This is a genomic window from Achromobacter sp. 18P8.1.1, from assembly GCF_057799415.1.
In genome coordinates this window covers 61985-79588 of the sequence record NZ_JBYOKH010000030.1, presented here as the reverse complement: position 1 = coordinate 79588, position 17604 = coordinate 61985, and the positions used below count along the sequence as shown (strand labels likewise).

Annotated in this window: 11 protein-coding genes; 5 read left to right on the top strand and 6 right to left on the bottom strand. The window is 65.3% G+C overall.

Going from position 1 to position 17604, the window contains the following annotated elements; all coding sequences use genetic code 11:
- Positions 1–76 precede the first annotated feature (76 nt).
- Positions 77–4060 (bottom strand): Pls/PosA family non-ribosomal peptide synthetase, encoded by a 3984-nt coding sequence (locus AC27VE_RS19330; RefSeq protein WP_488704714.1) that lies wholly within the window; start codon positions 4058–4060, stop codon positions 77–79.
- 169 nt (positions 4061–4229) lie between these two features.
- Positions 4230–6527, bottom strand: coding sequence for a 5-methyltetrahydropteroyltriglutamate--homocysteine S-methyltransferase (metE, locus tag AC27VE_RS19325; RefSeq protein WP_488704713.1), 2298 nt, complete (start codon positions 6525–6527; stop codon positions 4230–4232).
- Between the two features lie 197 nt (positions 6528–6724).
- On the opposite strand from metE, the gene AC27VE_RS19320 reads away from it, so the two are divergent.
- Entirely contained in the window at positions 6725–7642 is a 918-nt protein-coding gene (locus tag AC27VE_RS19320) for a LysR family transcriptional regulator (RefSeq protein ID WP_315139521.1), read from the top strand.
- Positions 7643–8006: 364 nt separating this feature from the next.
- On the opposite strand, the gene recX is transcribed toward AC27VE_RS19320, so the two are convergent.
- A complete protein-coding gene (gene recX / locus AC27VE_RS19315; protein ID WP_488704712.1) occupies positions 8007–8696 on the bottom strand; it encodes a recombination regulator RecX in 690 nt (229 codons plus the stop codon).
- Between the two features lie 129 nt (positions 8697–8825).
- Positions 8826–9887 carry a recombinase RecA gene (gene recA, locus AC27VE_RS19310; protein WP_006225020.1) on the bottom strand — a complete coding sequence of 354 codons (1062 nt, stop codon included), beginning with the start codon at positions 9885–9887 and terminating at the stop codon, positions 8826–8828.
- Positions 9888–10254: 367 nt separating this feature from the next.
- On the opposite strand from recA, the gene AC27VE_RS19305 reads away from it, so the two are divergent.
- From AC27VE_RS19305 to AC27VE_RS19295, 3 genes are all read left to right on the top strand, one after another.
- Positions 10255–10944 carry a response regulator transcription factor gene (locus AC27VE_RS19305; protein WP_006225021.1) on the top strand — a complete coding sequence of 230 codons (690 nt, stop codon included), beginning with the start codon at positions 10255–10257 and terminating at the stop codon, positions 10942–10944.
- A 115-nt stretch (positions 10945–11059) separates the two neighbouring features.
- Positions 11060–12436 (top strand): sensor histidine kinase, encoded by a 1377-nt coding sequence (locus tag AC27VE_RS19300; protein ID WP_427956222.1) that lies wholly within the window; start codon positions 11060–11062, stop codon positions 12434–12436.
- A gap of 220 nt (positions 12437–12656) precedes the next feature.
- Positions 12657–14318 (top strand): MFS transporter, encoded by a 1662-nt coding sequence (locus tag AC27VE_RS19295; RefSeq protein WP_488704715.1) that lies wholly within the window; start codon positions 12657–12659, stop codon positions 14316–14318.
- A 482-nt stretch (positions 14319–14800) separates the two neighbouring features.
- Here AC27VE_RS19295 and AC27VE_RS19290 read toward each other — a convergent pair whose 3' ends face one another.
- The gene (locus AC27VE_RS19290) at positions 14801–15010 is read right to left on the bottom strand and encodes a hypothetical protein (protein ID WP_006225024.1); all 210 of its coding nucleotides are present in this window, start codon (positions 15008–15010) and stop codon (positions 14801–14803) included.
- A gap of 151 nt (positions 15011–15161) precedes the next feature.
- Between AC27VE_RS19290 and AC27VE_RS19285 the strand changes: the two genes are divergently transcribed.
- Positions 15162–16061, top strand: coding sequence for a recombination-associated protein RdgC (locus tag AC27VE_RS19285; protein ID WP_088590243.1), 900 nt, complete (start codon positions 15162–15164; stop codon positions 16059–16061).
- 99 nt (positions 16062–16160) lie between these two features.
- On the opposite strand, the gene AC27VE_RS19280 is transcribed toward AC27VE_RS19285, so the two are convergent.
- Positions 16161–17582: a diguanylate cyclase gene (locus AC27VE_RS19280; RefSeq protein WP_427956204.1), complete on the bottom strand. Its 1422-nt coding sequence runs from the start codon at positions 17580–17582 to the stop codon at positions 16161–16163.
- Between the last annotated feature and the right edge of the window lie 22 nt (positions 17583–17604).

Here is a 17604-nt window from a genome sequence, read left to right as displayed (position 1 = left end):
TCTCCGGTCAGCCGCAGCGCCGGCGGGGTGGTCAGCGGCGTCGGCGGCAAGCCCGCAGGCGCGTTCAAGACCGCGGTCATCGCGTCCACGGCGTGGCCGGACTGCCCATCCAGGCCTGGCCGGCCGGGATGGTTTCGCCTTTCAGCACCAGGGTCAACGGCCCCAACACGGCGTGTTCCTCGACGTGGGTGTCGTACAGGATCGTGGTGCGCGGACCGACATTGACGCCGCGGCCGATGTGCACGGGCCCGATCTTCATGACGCGATCCTCGAACAGATGGGTCTGCGGCCCGGACCAGGCGTGCAGCACCGCGTCGTCGCCAATCAGGACGCAGTCGTACTCGGTGACGTCGGTGGTGTCCATGAATACGCGCTTGCCAATGCGGGCCCCCATGCAGCGCAAGGCCAGGGGCAGCCAGGGCGTCGCGCGCAAAAAGTTGAAGAAGTTGGGCACGGCGATGGACTCGTACAGGCTGGTCACGGCCTCGCTCTTCCAGACGAAGGGCGTCCACATGGGTTCAGCGCGTGGCCGGTACCGGCCCACCAGCGTCCACTTCAGCAGCACCAGGAACAGGAACGTGCCCAATCCATAAAGAACACCAGCCAGCATCAGCTCGTCGAAGGCGGCCAAAAAGCCCTGGGCCGCCGCGATCGGGATGATTTTCATGACCGTCAGATAGCCCACCGCGATCACGACCGCCAGCGGCAGGATCATGCGCATGCCCTCGACGGCGCCGCGGGCGACCTTGCGGCCCAGGCTGGGCCGGAACGTCAGATGCTCGGGGAAGCCCGCGGTCTGCTCGCGGGCGGGCAAGGCCAGCGGCGGGTTGCCCAGCCAGGTCTGGCCGCTGGCCATGCGGCCGTTGGCCGGCGCTCGGCTCTGCACGCCAATCAACACGTCGTCGGGCAGCACCGACCCATCGGGCACGTACGCCCCATTACCGACAAAGCTGCGGTTGCCGATGATGGTCGGGCGCATCGTCATCCAGCCGCGGTCGATTTCCTCGTCGCCCAGCATGACGCCATCGGCGATGAAGCTGTCGCGCCCCAGCGTCAGCATGTCGGGCACGATGCCCATGGCGGTGGAAATCTCGGTGCCGCGGCCGACCTTCGCGCCCAGCAGCCGGTACCAGGTGCCGGCGTAGATCGAGGCATACAGGCCGTGCAGCACGCTCAGGCTGGACTCCTGGATCTGGTTGGTCAGCCACCGGCGCAGATAGATCTGGCCATAGACCGGCCACCGCCCGCCCGACAAGCGGGGCAGCAACAACCAGCGCAACAGGGCAGACACCAGCACCGTCAGGAACAGCAGCAAGGCGCTGGCCGGCAACGCCAGCAGCAGATAGCAAAGGAAGGCATAGGGCCAGGACACGCGGTCGCCCATCAGGTCCAGCCAGCGCGCGTCGATCCAATCGATCAGCACGAAACTGGGAAAGACCGGCATGAAGAACAGCGCCGCGATCAACGTGCCGCCCAGGGCATAGGCCACCACATCGAGTTGGCGCAAGCGCCCTGCCCGAACGGGTCGGGGCGGCAGTTCAGGAGCATGCGCCTGGGGATCGTGCCGCGCGGGCGCGCCCGTCCAGACTTGCCCCGCCGGGATGCGTGCGCCCGAAGCCAGCGACGACAAGCCGTCCAGCCGCGCGCGCTCGCCCATCGACACATCGCCTTGCAGCACCGCGTACGACCCGACGTAGGCATTGTCGGCCAAGGTGATCGGCGCCACTTCCCAGACGCCCCCGCGCACCGCGAAATTCTCCAGGTTGACGGCCGCGCCAATGCTGACGCCGTCGCCAATCGTCAGCAGGTCGGGCGCGCGGACCGAAATACGGCTGATGGCCGCGTCGCGGCCAATGCGCGCGCCCAGCGCCCGCAAATACCAGACCTGCAAGGGAGAGCCGGCCAGCAAATGCGCCGGCGGGATGTCCAGCACTCGGTCCACCAGCCACCAGCGGTAAAAGCGCCACCCATACAGCGGATAGCGGCCCGGCTTGAGCCGGCCCAGGATGCCCCACTTGCACGCCACGGCCACGCCGAAGCTCAGCAGGTTGCAAAGCAGATAGCTGGCGATGGACAGCGCTACCGCACGCCAGACCGAGTCGCCCTCGTCGCCCGTCCAGTAGTGATACGTGAAGAACGGCGTCAGCCAGATCAGCATGCGCACGCCGATCAGCAACGGCAGCGCGGCAAGCTGGGCCAGGCCACAGGTCCAGCGCCGCCACTCCGACGCCTGGCCCGCGGCGTCACGGGATGGCGCAGTAGTGTCGCCGTCTTCCACCGCGACCGGCACGGCCGCCGCCAACGCGTCCAAGCGCGCCGACAGCGCCCCCAGGCCGGGGTGCTGATAGAGCTCGTGCATCGTCAGCGCGGAAAACTGCGGATGCTTGCGCAGCGACGACACCAGGCGCGCGGCCAGCAGCGAATGGCCGCCCAGGTCGCGGAAGAAGTCGCTGGCCAGGCGCAGCGGCTGGCCCGGGAACAAGGGGCGCAGCGCGTCGAACAGCGCCTGTTCGCCGGGCGTGACCGCTACGTCGTCTTCGCCGCTGGGCTCGGACACGGTTTCCAGTTCACGCGCCTTGAGCGTCTTGCGGTCAATCTTTCCCGACGTCAGGCGCGGCACCTCGGCCACGCGCTCAAAGCGGGCGGGGATCATATAGGCAGGCAGGTCCCGCGCCAGCGCGGCGCGCAAGGCGTGCAGGTCCAGCCGCGCCTCGCCCTCGGGTTTCAAGAAGGCCACCAGTTGATCGATGCCGCCCAGGTCGCGCAGCACCACCGCCGCCGCGCCCACACCGGGTTGCCGATACAGCGCCGCTTCGATTTCGCCCAGCTCGACGCGAAAGCCCCGCACCTTGACCTGGTCGTCGCTACGGCCCAGGCACTGGATCTGCCCATGCTCGTCGATGCGGGCCAGATCGCCACTGCGGTACATGCGCGTGTCGTGATCGCCGCTGGGGCGGAGGTTGGCCAGGAATTTTTCGGCCGTCAGCTCGGGGCGCCCGAGGTAGCCGCCCGCCACGCCGGGCCCGGTGATGCAAAGCTCGCCCACCTGCCCTTGCGGCAACACCGCGCCGTCGTCGCCGCGGATGAGCATGCCGTAATTGGGCAGCGGCGTGCCGATGGTCACCGGTTGGCCGGACAGCAATTCGGCCAGGCTGGCCGATACCGTGGTCTCGGTGGGGCCATAGGTATTGAACAGGCGCCGGCCCGGCGTGGCCCAGCGCGGCACGAGGAAGTCCGGGCACACTTCGCCGCCCAGGTTCACGATGCGCAAGCCCGGCACATCGTGCGCGAACAAGGCAAGCAGCGTCGGCACCGCATGCAGCACGGTCACGCCTTCGCGCACCAGCGCGTCGGGCAGGCCTTCGGGGTCGGTGGTCAGCATCTTGGGCGCCACCCACAGGCTGGCGCCGACCAGATAACTGATCCAGATCTCTTCGAACGACATGTCGAAGGCCACCGAAAAGCCCTGGTAGACCTTGTCGCCATGCCGCACGCCCAGCACCTCATTTTCGCTGCGCAGGAAATGGCAGATGCTGGCCTGGCTGATCGGCACGCCTTTCGGCTTGCCGGTGGACCCGGACGTATAGATCACGTAGGCGGGGTGCTCGGGCAGCAATCCTTCCCGCGTGCGCAAGGTGCCGTCGACAGGCATCGACAGGGCCCAGGTGGTCCACGTCGTCATGCCGTCCAGGCGCACATCGGCGCTGGCGATCAACCCCTGGGCGCCCGCATCCTGCAGACAGACCAGCATGCGGTCGGGCGGCGTGTCGGATTCGAACGGCAGCCAGGCCGCGCCGGCTTTGGCGATGGCCGCCTGCATCACCAGCAGGTCCGCGCCGCGCGGCAGACACAGGCCCACGATCTGCCCGGGCCGCACGCCGGCCTCGATCAAATGGTGCGCAGCCAGGTCGGCGCGCCGGCCCAGCATGTCGTAGGTAAGGGTCTGATCCAGCCAGTGGATGGCGATGGCGGCGGGATGCCGCAGGATCGTGGCTTCCAGAATATCGGGCAGCGTTTCCGCGGCAAGCAGATCCGGCCGATAGGGGCCTTGGAGAATCATAGGAACGGCAACAATCCAGCTGTTGGGATTTTTGCTTATTGACCCGTGCCGCAGGAATTCGTTCCGCTTCCCATCACTAAAAAAAGCCCCCGGCCGGTGCGTAATCGCACACGTACCAGGGGCTTAACCCGCAACGCCAGCCTTGGGGCCGGCGTTGGGGGGCCGGTCTTCAGGCCGATTGGCGCAGCGTGCGCGCCGCTTGCACCATGCCGATCAGCGCCGCTTCGGTTTCGGGCCAGGCGCGCGTCTTCAGGCCGCAGTCAGGGTTCACCCACAGGCGTTCCTTGGGCAGGCGGGCAGCCGCCTTTTCCATCAGGCCGACCATCCAGTCCACTTCCGGCACGTTCGGCGAGTGAATGTCGTACACGCCGGGACCGATATCGTTCGGGTAATCGAAGTCTTCAAACGCCTTGAGCAGTTCCATGTTGGAGCGCGACGTTTCAATCGTGATCACGTCCGCGTCCATCGCGGCGATTGATTCGATGATGTCGTTGAACTCCGAATAGCACATGTGGGTATGGATCTGCGTTTCATCGCGCACGCCGGCGGTCGACAGGCGGAAGCAATCCACGGCCCAGTCCAGGTACGCCTTCCAGTCCGCGCGGCGCAGCGGCAGGCCTTCGCGGATGGCGGGCTCGTCGATCTGGATGACGCTGATGCCGGCGGTTTCCAGGTCCACCACTTCGTCGCGCAGCGCCAGCGCCAGTTGGCGGCAGGTCTGTTCGCGCGGCTGGTCGTCACGCACGAACGACCATTGCAGGATAGTGACGGGACCGGTCAGCATGCCTTTGACGGGCTTGTCGGTCAGCGACTGCGCGTAGGACGACCAGCCCACCGTCATCGGTGCGGGACGCGCCACGTCGCCGAAAATGATCGGCGGCTTGACGCAGCGCGAACCGTAGCTTTGCACCCAGCCGTTCTTGGTGAACGCGAAGCCGGCCAGCAGTTCACCGAAGTACTCCACCATGTCGTTGCGCTCGGGTTCACCGTGCACCAGCACGTCCAAGCCCACCTTTTCCTGGAAGCGGATGACTTCCTCGATCTCCTTGCGGATGGCGGCCTCGTAGCCCGAATCGGTCAGCGCGCCGGCCTTCCAGTCGCGGCGCAGCGCACGGATTTCAGCGGTCTGCGGGAACGAACCGATCGTGGTCGTCGGGTAGGCGGGCAGGCCCAGTTGTTCTTGCTGGCGGGCGATGCGGCCGGCGAACGGCGCACGCTCACGCGACACGCTGGCGGCGCCGGACATACGCTGGCCCACGGCCGGGTTGTGGATGCGAGCCGACGAACGGCGCGCGGCCAGTGCCTCGCGTTGCTGTACCAAGCCCGACTGCACTGAAGGGTCCGTCGCGCTATCCAGCGCACGGCCCAAGAGGCTCAGCTCTTGCAGCTTCTGAGTGGCGAACGACAGCCAGCTCTTTAACTCGGCGTCCAGTTCGGTTTCGTTGGCCAGGTCCACCGGCACGTGCAGCAGCGAGCACGACGGGGCCAGCCACAGGCGATCGCCCAGTTGTTGCTTGATGGGGGCCAGCGTGGCGATGGCGGCGTCCAGATCGGTGCGCCAGATGTTGCGACCGTTGATGACGCCAGCGGACAGCACCTGGTCGGCGCGCAGGCCGGTCACGACGTCAGCCAGTTGCTCGGGTGCGCGGACCAGATCCACGTGCAGGCCGGCCACGGGCAGCGCCTGGGCGGTGGACAGGTTGTCCTTCAAGCCGTCGAAATAGGTGGCGATCAGCAGCTTGACGGGGCTGGCGGCCAGCACGCCGTACACCTGTTTGAACGCATCGCGCCAGGCTTGCGGCAAGTCCAGTACCAGGATGGGTTCGTCGATCTGCACCCATTGCACGCCCAGCTTGGCAAAGCGAGCCAGGACTTCTTCGTACACCGGCAGCAGCGCGGCCAGCAGTTGCAACTTGCCTTCGTCGGCAGCGCCGCCCGCGAACGCGTCGCCCTTGCCCTGGTACAGCCAGGTCAGCGGGCCCGGGATCACCGGCTTGACGGCATGGCCCAGCGCTTGCGCTTCCTGGATCTGTTCGAACAGCGATTCCCGCGCAATGCGGAACGTCTGGCCCGGCACCAGTTCTGGCACGATGTAGTGGTAGTTGGTATCGAACCACTTGGTCATTTCGCAGGCGGCGGCAGGCTTGCCCGTCGGTGCGCGGCCACGGCCCATGCGAAACAGCGTGTCCAGCGAAATGGCTTCGCTGTCGCTCTGGCCGAAACGGGCCGGTACGGCGCCCAGCAGCGTGCTCCACTCCAGAATCTGGTCGTACCAGGCGAAGTCGCCCACGGGCACGAACTTCAGGCCAGCCGCAGCTTGCAGCTTCCAGTGCTTGGCGCGCAGTTCGCGGCCCGTTTCTTCCAGCGCTTCGGCGGTTTGCTTGCCGGCCCAATAGGCCTCCACCGCGCGCTTCAATTCGCGCTGGGCACCAATGCGGGGAAATCCCAGATTATGAATAGTAGTCATGTCATCGCCGCCATTAGACAAAATTTGTTCAAGTGAAGGCCATTGTGCCGGCAAATCTACATGAATCAAAATCAATGTCTACATTCATAGGATGAGGAAATCTCATACAATATAAGTTCATTCCACCCTGATGGGGTTGGTGCCTGCAGCGGGTAGCCGCCAGGCGGCGCCGCTGCCCCGCGCCCTCGACTACGCCCATGCTAGAAATCCGCCATCTTGAGACGCTGACCGCCATCCGTGAAGGCGGCAGCCTGCAAGAAGCCGCCGAACGCCTGCACCTGACCCAATCCGCCCTGTCGCACCAGCTGCGCGACCTGGAAACCCGCTTGGGTACGCCGCTGCTCAACCGGCGCACCCGGCCGGCGCGGCTGACCACGGCGGGCCTGCGCGTGCTGGCGCTGGCGGACGAAGTGCTGCCCCGCATCCGCGCCACCGAGCGCGAGTTGCAACGGCTGGCTGCGGGCCGCACGGGCCGCTTGCACCTGGCGATTGATTGCCACTCCTGCTTCCAATGGCTGATGCCGGCGCTGGACGCCTTCAGGGTGCAATGGCCGGACGTGGCGCTGGACCTGTCGGCCGCCTTTTCGTTCGCCCCCCTGCCCGCCCTGGTGCGCGGCGACCTGGACCTGGTCATCACCTCGGATCCGCAGCCGCTGGACGCGGTGGAATACCTGCCATTGTTCAAGTACGAACTGGTGCTGGCCGTGTCCGAGTCCAATCCGCTGGCCGGCAGCAAATTCATCATGCCCGACCAGTTGGCCGATCAGACGCTCATCACGTACCCGGTGGACAAGCAGCGCCTGGACGTCTTCACCGCCTTCCTGGACCCGGCCGACGTGGAACCCGCCGCCATCCGCAAGGCGGAGCTCACCCCCATCATTGCGCAACTGGTGGCCAGCAACCGCGGCGTGGCCGCGCTGCCGAACTGGGCATTGACCGAATACATGAATCAGGGTTGGCTACGGCAGTGCCGCCTGGGCCCGCAAGGGGTATGGCGCACGCTGTACGCTACGGTGCGAAGCGAAGATACCGACGCGTCGTACATCGACGAATTCCTGACCATCACACGCGACGTCTGCTTCAAGACGCTGTCGGGAATCAAATCGGCAAAGTAGAGAGGGAGGGAGCCCCCACGCTGCGCATGCTTCGCACGCTTGCTGCCCCCCGAGGGGGCTTTTTCCCCTTGGGGCGGCCCGGCGGGGAAAAGGCGCCCCCACGCTGCGCATGCTTCGCACGCTTGCTGCCCCCCGAGGGGGCTTTTTCCCCTTGGGGCGGCCCGGCGGGGAAAAGGCGCCCCCACGCTGCGCATGCTTCGCACGCTTGCTGCCCCCCCGAGGGGGCTTTTTCCCCTTGGGGCGGCCCGGCGGGGAAAAGGGCCCCCACGCTGCGCATGCTTCGCACGCTTGCTGCCCCCCCGAGGGGGCCTTTTCCCCTTGGGGCGGCCCGGCAGGGAAATGGACCGCCGCGCTGCGCGCGCGCTCAATCTTCGTCGCTGTCGCCCACGATGCGGCGGATGACGTCGTGGGCGAATCCGCGGCTGGCCAGGAAGCGGGCCTGTTTGGCGTAGGCCGCGCGGTCGGCGGGCTTTGCGTCGAAACGCTTCCTCCAGACTTCCAGCGCGCGGTCGTATTCGGTGGCGCGCAACTGGTCGCGCAATTCAGCCACCTGGTCGGCGTCCACGCCATGCTGACGCAGTTCCTGCACGATGCGGGCCGCGCCCTGGCGCGACGCCCGCCGGTGCACCAGGCTTTGCGCAAAACGCTCGGTGGACAGCCAGCCTTCTTTTTCCAGCGCATCCAGCACCGCTTCTACCTCAGCCCCGTCTTCGGCGTAAGCCGACAGCTTGCGGGCCAGTTCTTCGCGCGCATGCTCGCGCCGCGACAAATACCCCACCGCACGCATCTTCAGCGATGGCCCTTTGCGTTCGGGCTTGCCGTCATCCGCGCCGGCCTGGTCCTCGGCGCGGGCTGCGCGGCGGCCGCGGGGGGCCGGTCGCTGCTCGGAACTGCGCTGCCATTCACCCGGATCGGCGGCGGGTGCCGCAGATTCCTGTTCACGGCGCGCATCGGAACTCCGCCGCAAGCCCTGGGGCTTGGCGACAGTTTCAAACTCGTCATCCAGCTTGGCGCGAAGACGGTCGGCTGACGCGGGGGTCGATTTCCAGCTCATGCGCTTCCTGCTTGCTATGCAAAAACGGCAGGCCCGTCATGGCGCCTGCCGCATATCGCCGGGCCAGGGGCAACGGCGCAAACAATGTGCAACGCGCCTGCGTTGATCCGCAGGCGCCCGCAAGATTGCTTATTCGGCGGTGTCTTCCGCCGTGGGGACGAACTCGGCCGCACGGCTGACGATGCCCTGGTTCTCACGAACGCGGTTCTCGATCTCGATGGCGATTTCCTTGTGCTCTTTCAGGTATTCGCGGACATTGTCCTTGCCCTGGCCGATGCGATTGCCGTTGTAGCTGTACCACGCGCCGGACTTGTCCACCACGCTGGCGGCCACGCCCAAGTCAATGATTTCGCCTTCGCGCGAAATGCCGGCACCGTACATGATGTCGAACTCAGCCTGCTTGAACGGCGGCGCCACCTTGTTCTTCACCACCTTGACGCGGGTTTCGTTGCCGACGACTTCGTCGCCCTTCTTGATGGAACCGATGCGGCGGATGTCCAGACGCACGGAGGCGTAGAACTTCAACGCGTTGCCGCCGGTGGTGGTTTCGGGGTTGCCGAACATCACGCCGATCTTCATGCGGATCTGGTTGATGAAGATGACCATGCAGTTGGTGCGCTTGATCGTGGCGGTCAGCTTGCGCAGCGCCTGGCTCATCAAGCGGGCTTGCAGGCCGGGCAGCGAATCGCCCATTTCGCCTTCGATTTCAGCCTTGGGCACCAGGGCGGCCACCGAGTCGATGACGATCAGGTCGACCGAGCCCGAACGCACCAGCGCGTCGGTGATTTCCAACGCCTGTTCGCCCGTGTCCGGCTGCGAGATCAGCAGGTCGGTCAGGTTCACGCCCAGCTTGTTGGCGTACTGCACGTCCAGCGCGTGTTCCGCGTCGACGAAGGCGCAGGTGCCGCCGATCTTCTGCATTTCAGCGATGACCTGCAGCGTAAGCGTGGTCTTGCCCGACGATTCCGGACCGTAGATTTCGACTACGCGGCCACGCGGCAAGCCGCCGACGCCCAGCGCGATGTCCAGCCCCAGGGAACCCGTGGAGACGACCTGGATATCGTGCGAGACCTCGTTGTCGCCGTAGCGCATGATCGAGCCCTTGCCGAACTGCTTTTCGATCTGCGAGAGCGCGGCGGCAAGCGCCTTGGCCTTTTCCGATGCGGCGGCCTTGGTGGTTTTGTCGTCCATGTAGAGTCCTGTCTGTAACGTATCTGGTGTCGAAGGGTGCCGGAGAAGTCGCCGGTCAGGCTGGGGTCTGGCTATAGATATGGCTAATGCGTCAGCTTATGCGTCAGTTGCGCTCAAGGTTGCTTCGCGCTTTTGATTCATGTGCAGATTATGGCATCGGATTGTACTGTACAAAAAACCAGTGTGCCAGAGTTTTGCACGTATACCCTGAGTGGGCAAGCCCCCCGCCATATGACAGAATCGAAGGAGAACCCGGCGTTTCGTCCCTTTTCCGCCGCCGGGCCGCCCACAAGGCGGATAGCCTCCCATAGAGGGGCAGCAAGCGCGCAAAGCGCTGGCGGCACAGGGACCCCTTCATTAGCAGCCCATGCGTATCCTGATCGCCGAAGACGACAGCATTCTGGCCGACGGCCTGTCCCGGTCCTTGCGCCACAACGGCTATGCCGTGGACGCCGTGCGCGATGGGCTGGCCGCCGATTCTGCGCTGGCGGCCCAGGCCTTCGACCTGCTCATTCTTGACCTGGGCCTGCCGCAACTGGCCGGCCTGGAAGTGCTGCGCCGCCTGCGCGCCCGCAATTCCGCCCTGCCCGTCCTGATCCTGACCGCCGCCGACAGCATCGAGCAGCGCGTCAAGGGCCTGGACCTGGGCGCCGACGACTACATGGCCAAACCCTTTGCGCTGTCCGAACTGGAAGCGCGCGTGCGGGCATTGACCCGCCGCGGCGCCGGCGGCGGCGCCACGATGATCAAGCACGGCCGGCTGCTGTTCGACCAGACCGGCCGCGTCGCCATCGTGGACGACCAGACGCTGGACCTGTCGGCGCGCGAAGTCAGCCTCCTGGAGATCCTGCTGACCCGCAGCGGCCGCATGGTCAGCAAGACGCAACTGGTGGACCACCTGTGCGAATGGGGCGAAGAAGTCAGCACCAACGCCATCGAAGTCTATGTGCACCGGCTGCGCAAGAAGCTCGAGCCCAGCGGCGTGAAGATCGTGACGGTGCGCGGCCTGGGCTACTGTCTGGAGCGGGACCAGGGTGCCGCGTATCTCGCCAGCTGAGCCTGCGCGGCCAGAACCGCTGAATCAGGAAGCGCTGGATATCATGCAAGCCGGGTCCAAGGGCCCGAGCTTCGCACCGCCCCAGCGCTCGCTGCTGGGCGAGATCCTGGACTGGATGCTCGCGCCGCTGTTCCTGCTGTGGCCCATGAGCGTGGCGATCACCTACGTCGTCGCGCAGAACATCGCCAACGTGCCGTACGACCGGGCGCTGGCCAATAACCTCCATGTGCTGACGCGCCAGGTCCACGCGCAGGACGGCCGCGCCGTGCTGAAAATGACCGACCCGGCGCGCGACGTGCTGCGCGCCGACGAGACCGACAGCGTGTTCTGGCTGGCGCTGGGCAGCCGCGGCGAATACCTGGGGGGCGACCGCGCCCTGCCGCTGCCGGCCACGGTGGGCCAGCCGCGTCCCGGCGAGGTCCAGTACGAAGACGACACCATGCGCGGCTTTGGCATCCGGCTGGCGTTCACGTGGGTCGACCTGAACCTGCCCAACACCCAGCCTGCGCTACTGATCGTGGCCGAAACCGTGGAAAAGCGCACGCAACTGGCCAACGACATCATCAAGGGCGTGATCATTCCGCAGTTCGTGGTGCTGCCGATCGCCGTGCTGCTGGTCTGGTTCGGGCTGTCGCGCGGCGTGGCGCCGTTGAACGCCTTGCAGCAACGCCTGCGCGCCCGGCGTCCCGACGACCTCTCCCCCATCGATGAACGAGCGGCGCCGTCCGAGATCGCCCCGCTGGTGGCGGCGATGAACGACCTGCTGGACCGCCTGTCCGCCAACGTCCAGGCGCAACGCCGATTCGTGGCGGACGCCGCGCATCAGTTGAAGACGCCGCTGGCGGGCCTGCGCACGCAGGCCGAACTGGCATTGCGCGACGCCAGCCCAGAGGAAATGCAGTCCAGCCTGCGCCAACTGGTGACCGGGTCGGAGCGCGCCACCCGGCTGGTCAATCAGTTGCTGCTGCTGGCGCGCGCCGAAAACCCCAGCGCCATCGGCCTGACGCGCACCGACTTGAACGCCATCGCCTACGAGCAGGCCATGCATTGGGTGCCGCAGGCCCTGTCGCTCAGCACCGACCTGGGCTTCGAGGGGTCGGACGATCCCGTCGAAATCAGCGGCAATCCTTTGCTGCTGGCGGAACTGCTGAACAACCTGGTGGACAACGCGCTGCGTTACACCCCGCGTGGCGGCCACATCACGGTACGCGTGCAGCGCGTGGGCGACGAAGCGGTGCTGGAAGTTGAGGATTCCGGCCCGGGCATCCCCCCGGAAGAACGCGAGCGCGTGTTCGACCGCTTCTACCGGGTGCTGGGTACGGGGTCGGACGGCAGCGGGCTCGGCCTGGCGATCGTGCGTGAAATCGCCCAGAAGCACCAAGCCACCGTCGTGGTGAGCGACCATCCCAACACGCACTCGGACCTGCCTGGCACCCGCATTCGCGTCGGGTTCCCGATGTACGCCGAGCACCCCGACCTGCCGGAAACTTGAGGGGCGCGACGCCCCCGGCGCTGCTAAGGACAATCCCTAGCTCCGCACGCAAAGCTTACACAATGTTTCAATTTTAAGATTCGGGTAAGGGTTACGTCAGAACCTCGTCAGCCTCGCGCCTCAATGTTGCGTATAGCTCGATGTCGGCTCGCCGGCGGAGGGTCAAGCACGGCGGACAACCGCCGGCCTAAAACGAGGAGACATCATGAGCACAACAACCATGGCAGGCCGCGGTCCCTCCGCGGAACCGCGCCCGATGACCAAGGATGAACGCCGCGTCATCTTCGCGTCGTCCCTGGGCACGGTTTTCGAGTGGTACGACTTTTATCTTTACGGCTCGCTTGCAGCCATCATCGCGCAGCACTTCTTCTCGGGCGTGAACCCCACCGCGGGCTTCATCTTCGCGCTGCTGGCGTTCGCCGCGGGCTTTGCCGTGCGGCCGTTCGGCGCGCTGGTGTTCGGCCGCCTGGGCGATCTGGTCGGACGCAAATACACCTTCCTGGTCACGATCGTGATCATGGGCCTGTCGACATTCCTCGTGGGCGTGCTGCCCAGCTATGCCAGCATCGGCATGGCGGCCCCGGCCATCCTGATCATCCTGCGCTTGCTGCAAGGCTTGGCGCTGGGCGGCGAGTACGGCGGTGCAGCGACTTATGTGGCCGAACACGCGCCCCATGGCCGCCGCGGCTTCTACACGTCGTGGATCCAGACCACCGCGACGTTGGGCCTGTTCCTGTCGCTGCTGATCATCCTGGGCATCCGCACCTACCTCGGCGAAGACGAATTCAAAGCCTGGGGCTGGCGCATTCCGTTCCTGATCTCGGTCATCCTGCTGGGCATCTCGGTGTGGATCCGCCTGCAGCTGAGCGAATCGCCCACCTTCAAGCGCATGAAGGAAGAAGGCAAGGGTTCCAAGGCGCCGATCGCTGAATCGTTCGGCCAGTGGAAGAACCTGAAGGTCGTGATCCTGGCGCTGCTGGGCCTGACCGCCGGCCAGGCCGTGGTCTGGTACACGGGCCAGTTCTATTCGCTGTTCTTCCTGACGCAAACGCTGAAGGTCGATGCGAATACCGCCAACATCATGATCGCGATCGCGCTCTTGCTGGGTACCCCGTTCTTCGTGGTGTTCGGCGCGCTGTCCGACAAGATCGGCCGCAAGCCCATCATCATGGCGGGCTGCCTGATCGCTGCCGCGACCTACTTCCCGATCTTCCAAGGCATCACGCACTTCGCCAACCCGGCGCTGGAAAAGGCGCAAGCCACGGCCCCGGTCACGGTGATTGCAGACGCCAGCACGTGCTCGTTCCAGTTCAACCCGGTGGGCACCGCGGCATTCACCAGCTCTTGCGACGTGGTCAAGTCATTCATGGCCCGCAATTCGGTGAACTACAAGAACGAGGCGGCTCCGGCGGGCTCGGTCGCCAAGGTCAAGATCGGCAACGACGAGTTCAACTCGTTCGACGGCAAGGCCATGGCCCCGGCCGACTTCAAGGCCAAGGCCGCTGAACTGGACAAGGCGCTGACCACCGCGATCCGCAGCCACGGCTACCCCGCCAAGGCCGACCCGGCGCAAAGCAACAACGTCATGGTCGTGGTGCTGCTGACGATCCTGGTGCTGTACGTGACCATGGTCTACGGCCCCATCGCCGCGATGCTGGTGGAAATGTTCCCGACGCGCATCCGCTACACCTCGATGAGCTTGCCTTACCACATCGGCAACGGCTGGTTCGGCGGCTTCCTGCCCCCGGTCGCCTTCGCCGTGGTGGCTGCCACCGGCAACATCTACGACGGCCTGTGGTACCCGATCATCATCGCAGTCATGACCCTGGTCATCGGCACGCTGTTCGTGCGCGAATCCAAGGACAACGACATCAACGGTTAATCGACCATCCCCCGCCGGGCGGGACTGCTGCGCCTGCCCGGCCTTTAAAAGCTCCTTATGGAGCTTTTTTTTTATGTGGCCCTACCCCAAGCATGCTTCAGCGGGAAAAGGCTATTTTTGCGAAGGTCATAAGGCTAGGAGCGGTCATCGTCCTGAAACGGCGACTTTGCGGGTGTCGCGCAAAATCTCTTGCCCACTTTCAGGACGCTGTCAGACCCTCCCGCTTAGACTGGCGCCTCAGATTACGGCCTTGCGCCAGATCGGCTGACGATTGATCCCCCTGTCAGACGATTGCAGGGCTAGTGTTCTGACACCGATACCGCGTTCCCCGCGAGCCTTTTATGACGCGGTATTGTGTGCTCCCGTACCGGCCCGGCCTTTATTGAGCCGGGCCGCTTTTTTTTTGCGCCGGGCAAATAAAAAATGGCGGCCGCTAAGCGGCCGCCATGATCACGCTGGGGACCGGCCGGGCCGGCCACCTGTCAACGGCGCATGCCGACGCCGATCGCCAACACGCCAGCCACGATGGCCGCGATGCCGGCCCAGGTCGGGATGGGGACCGACTTCTCGGTTTCGGCCGTGGCCTTCACCGAACCGATCTGCAAGACGGTTTCTTCGGACTTGTAGTTGAAGCCCTTGTAGGCCAGGGCCGCGATGCCCAGGACGATCAGGATGGCGCCAATGATTTTCATGTATTCCTCTCCGATTCCATGTTCGGTGCGCGGAAGTTAACGCATAGGCCCGCGTGTGTCAGTGACAGAACGTGTCGCCTGTCGCAACCGTATTGCAGCACTTCGGCAAACCGGCCGCGTCGTATAGAATCAACCCTTTTGGCCGACGCTCATGTGGTTCAAAAACCTCAAGATTTACCGCCTCTCCTCGCCGTGGACTCTCGTTGGCGATCAGCTTGAAGAAACGCTTGCGCGCCACGCCTACCAAGCGGGCAACAACCTCGAAATGCAAAGCCTGGGCTGGGTCCCGCCGCGCGAAAACGGCGGGCTTGCCCATGTCGTGAATGGCCAGATCCTGCTGTCGCTGCGTGCCGAAAAGAAGCTTCTGCCGGGCACCGTCGTGAACCAGGTCGCCAAAGCGCGCGCCCAGGAGATCGAAGAGCAGCAAGGCTACAAGCCGGGCCGCAAGCAGATGAAGGAAATCAAGGAGCGCGTCACGGACGAGCTCCTGCCGCGCGCCTTCAGCGTGTACCGCGACACCCGCGTCTGGATCGACCCGCAGAACCATTGGCTGGTCATCGACGCCGCCGCGTCCGCGAAGGCCGACGAAGTCATTGGCCTGCTGGCCAAGTGCGTCGACCCGTTCCCGCTGGAAAACCTGTACGTGGCGCAATCGCCCGCCTCCGCGATGACGGGCTGGCTGGCGGAAGACGAAGCCCCCTCCAACTTCACCATCGACCAGGACACCGAACTGCGTTCGTCGGGTGAAAGCGGCGCGGCCATCCGCTACGTGAAGCACTCCATCGACGCCGACGACGTGCGCCGCCACATCCAGTCGGGCAAGCAGTGCACGCGCCTGGCCATGACGTGGGCCGACCGCATTTCCTTCGTCCTGACCGAAGGCCTGGACGTCAAGCGCGTGTCGCCGCTGGACGTGCTGAAGGAAGGCAACGAAGGCGTCGCCGCGAACGACGACGAGAAGTTCGATTCCGACATGATGCTGATGACGGGCGAACTGGCCAAGATGATGGCCGAGCTGGTCGAGGCGTTGGGCGGCGAAAAGAAGATCTAAGCCGTACGCGCGAAAACCCACGCGTCGCAAAAGGCCGCTCTTGAATAGAGCGGCCTTTTTTATTTTCGGTCCCAGCCCGCTATTTCCCGCACGCCCTGTTCAGGCCGCCACGCTACGGTCGCGCCCCTCCTGCTTGGCGCGGTACAGGGCCTTGTCGGCGCGGTCGATCAGATAGGCGTAGTCCGGATGGCCGTCGAACGTGGCCACGCCGATGCTTGCCGTGATGCGCAAGGCGCCCGCTTCGGGAATCGCGAACTTGTGCCGGCGGATTTCAGCGCCCAGTTTCTCGGCCGCGGCCAACGCGGCCTCTTGCCCGGTATCCACGAGCACTACCAGGAACTCTTCACCGCCGTAACGGAACACGAAGTCGCTGGACCGGCACGCCTGATGCACCACTTCGGCAAACTGCCGAAGCACGTGATCGCCGCCGGAATGCCCATGCGCGTCATTGATCGCCTTGAAGTGATCGATATCCAGCAGCAGCACCGAAAAGCGGCTGCCCTGACGCGTCGAAATGGCGATTTCGCGCCCCACCACCGACGGCAGGAAGCGCCGGTTCAGCACATTCGTGAGCGGGTCGCTGCCGCTCTCGATCTCGGCCACCATGTCGAACAGGCCATTGAGCAGATGCTTGATGCGCGCCACCAGCTCCTGCAGCTCGCGCACCTGGTCGGGCATCGACACCTGCTGCTGCGCGTCCGCCAGCATCAACCGCGGCAGCACCACGTCGTCCAACCGCGTCACGGCTTCGGTGATCTGGCGCAACGCGGGTGCGCTTTCGAACAGCACGCCGCCCTTGTGCTGCAGCCACAAGCCGAACTCCGAGGCCGCCAGCCGCGGCAGCGCCTGCTCCGGCGCGCGGTAATGCAGGCCGATCAGCACGGCCTGGCTCCATTCCAGCAGCGCGGCGCGTTGGCGCTCGCGTTCGGTCGATATGTTCTGCCCCAGCGCAAACAAGCGATACGCTTCGTCATTGCGCGCACCGCGGTTGATATCGCGCATGAAGGCGCGGCTCATCTGCTCGATCGCCAGATCGAACAGATTACAGACGTACTGCGTGGCAATGGAGGCCGCCGTCCCGTCCAGGTCGCTTGCGCGCAGGCGTTCGGCGATTTCGTTCTTCAGGATGCGGGCGCCCGCCATCACCAGATGGATCGGGATATGAACGCGGGCATGCACTTCGCCCACTTTCTTCTGGGTCGCCATCAACGCGGCGATATCGCCCTGGTCGCGCACGCAGAGCAGGCCCCTCAACCAGTGCTTCATGCCGTTGTGCAGACGGGTCGCGACGATCTCGTGGGACAGGCGGGGCCCCGCCTCGGCATCCGCCAGCAAGGTGGAATAGAAGGCGTCCACCAGTTCTTTGGCGCTATCGCCCACCACCGCCGCGACCTGGCCGCGCGTATAGGCGTCGACCGATTGATAGACCGCTTCCCAGGCTTGCGCGTTGGACGCGCTCAGGTAGCACGCTTGGCCCGCGCTGCCCGTCCACGCCGGAACCGCGCTATTGCTCGAAGACATAAGATCATCCGCCCCAAAATTT

Excerpts from the sequence above, each read along its gene's own strand:
- AC27VE_RS19285 (WP_088590243.1), top strand. The coding sequence starts at position 15,162 with ATGTGGTTCAAAAACCTCAAGATTTACCGCCTCTCCTCGCCGTGGACT.
- recA (WP_006225020.1), bottom strand. The coding sequence starts at position 9,887 with ATGGACGACAAAACCACCAAGGCCGCCGCATCGGAAAAGGCCAAGGCG.
- AC27VE_RS19295 (WP_488704715.1), top strand. The coding sequence starts at position 12,657 with ATGGCAGGCCGCGGTCCCTCCGCGGAACCGCGCCCGATGACCAAGGAT.
- AC27VE_RS19305 (WP_006225021.1), top strand. The coding sequence starts at position 10,255 with ATGCGTATCCTGATCGCCGAAGACGACAGCATTCTGGCCGACGGCCTG.
- AC27VE_RS19280 (WP_427956204.1), bottom strand. The coding sequence starts at position 17,582 with ATGTCTTCGAGCAATAGCGCGGTTCCGGCGTGGACGGGCAGCGCGGGC.
- recX (WP_488704712.1), bottom strand. The coding sequence starts at position 8,696 with ATGAGCTGGAAATCGACCCCCGCGTCAGCCGACCGTCTTCGCGCCAAG.
- AC27VE_RS19330 (WP_488704714.1), bottom strand. The coding sequence starts at position 4,060 with ATGATTCTCCAAGGCCCCTATCGGCCGGATCTGCTTGCCGCGGAAACG.
- metE (WP_488704713.1), bottom strand. The coding sequence starts at position 6,527 with ATGACTACTATTCATAATCTGGGATTTCCCCGCATTGGTGCCCAGCGC.
- AC27VE_RS19290 (WP_006225024.1), bottom strand. The coding sequence starts at position 15,010 with ATGAAAATCATTGGCGCCATCCTGATCGTCCTGGGCATCGCGGCCCTG.
- AC27VE_RS19300 (WP_427956222.1), top strand. The coding sequence starts at position 11,060 with ATGCTCGCGCCGCTGTTCCTGCTGTGGCCCATGAGCGTGGCGATCACC.
- AC27VE_RS19320 (WP_315139521.1), top strand. The coding sequence starts at position 6,725 with ATGCTAGAAATCCGCCATCTTGAGACGCTGACCGCCATCCGTGAAGGC.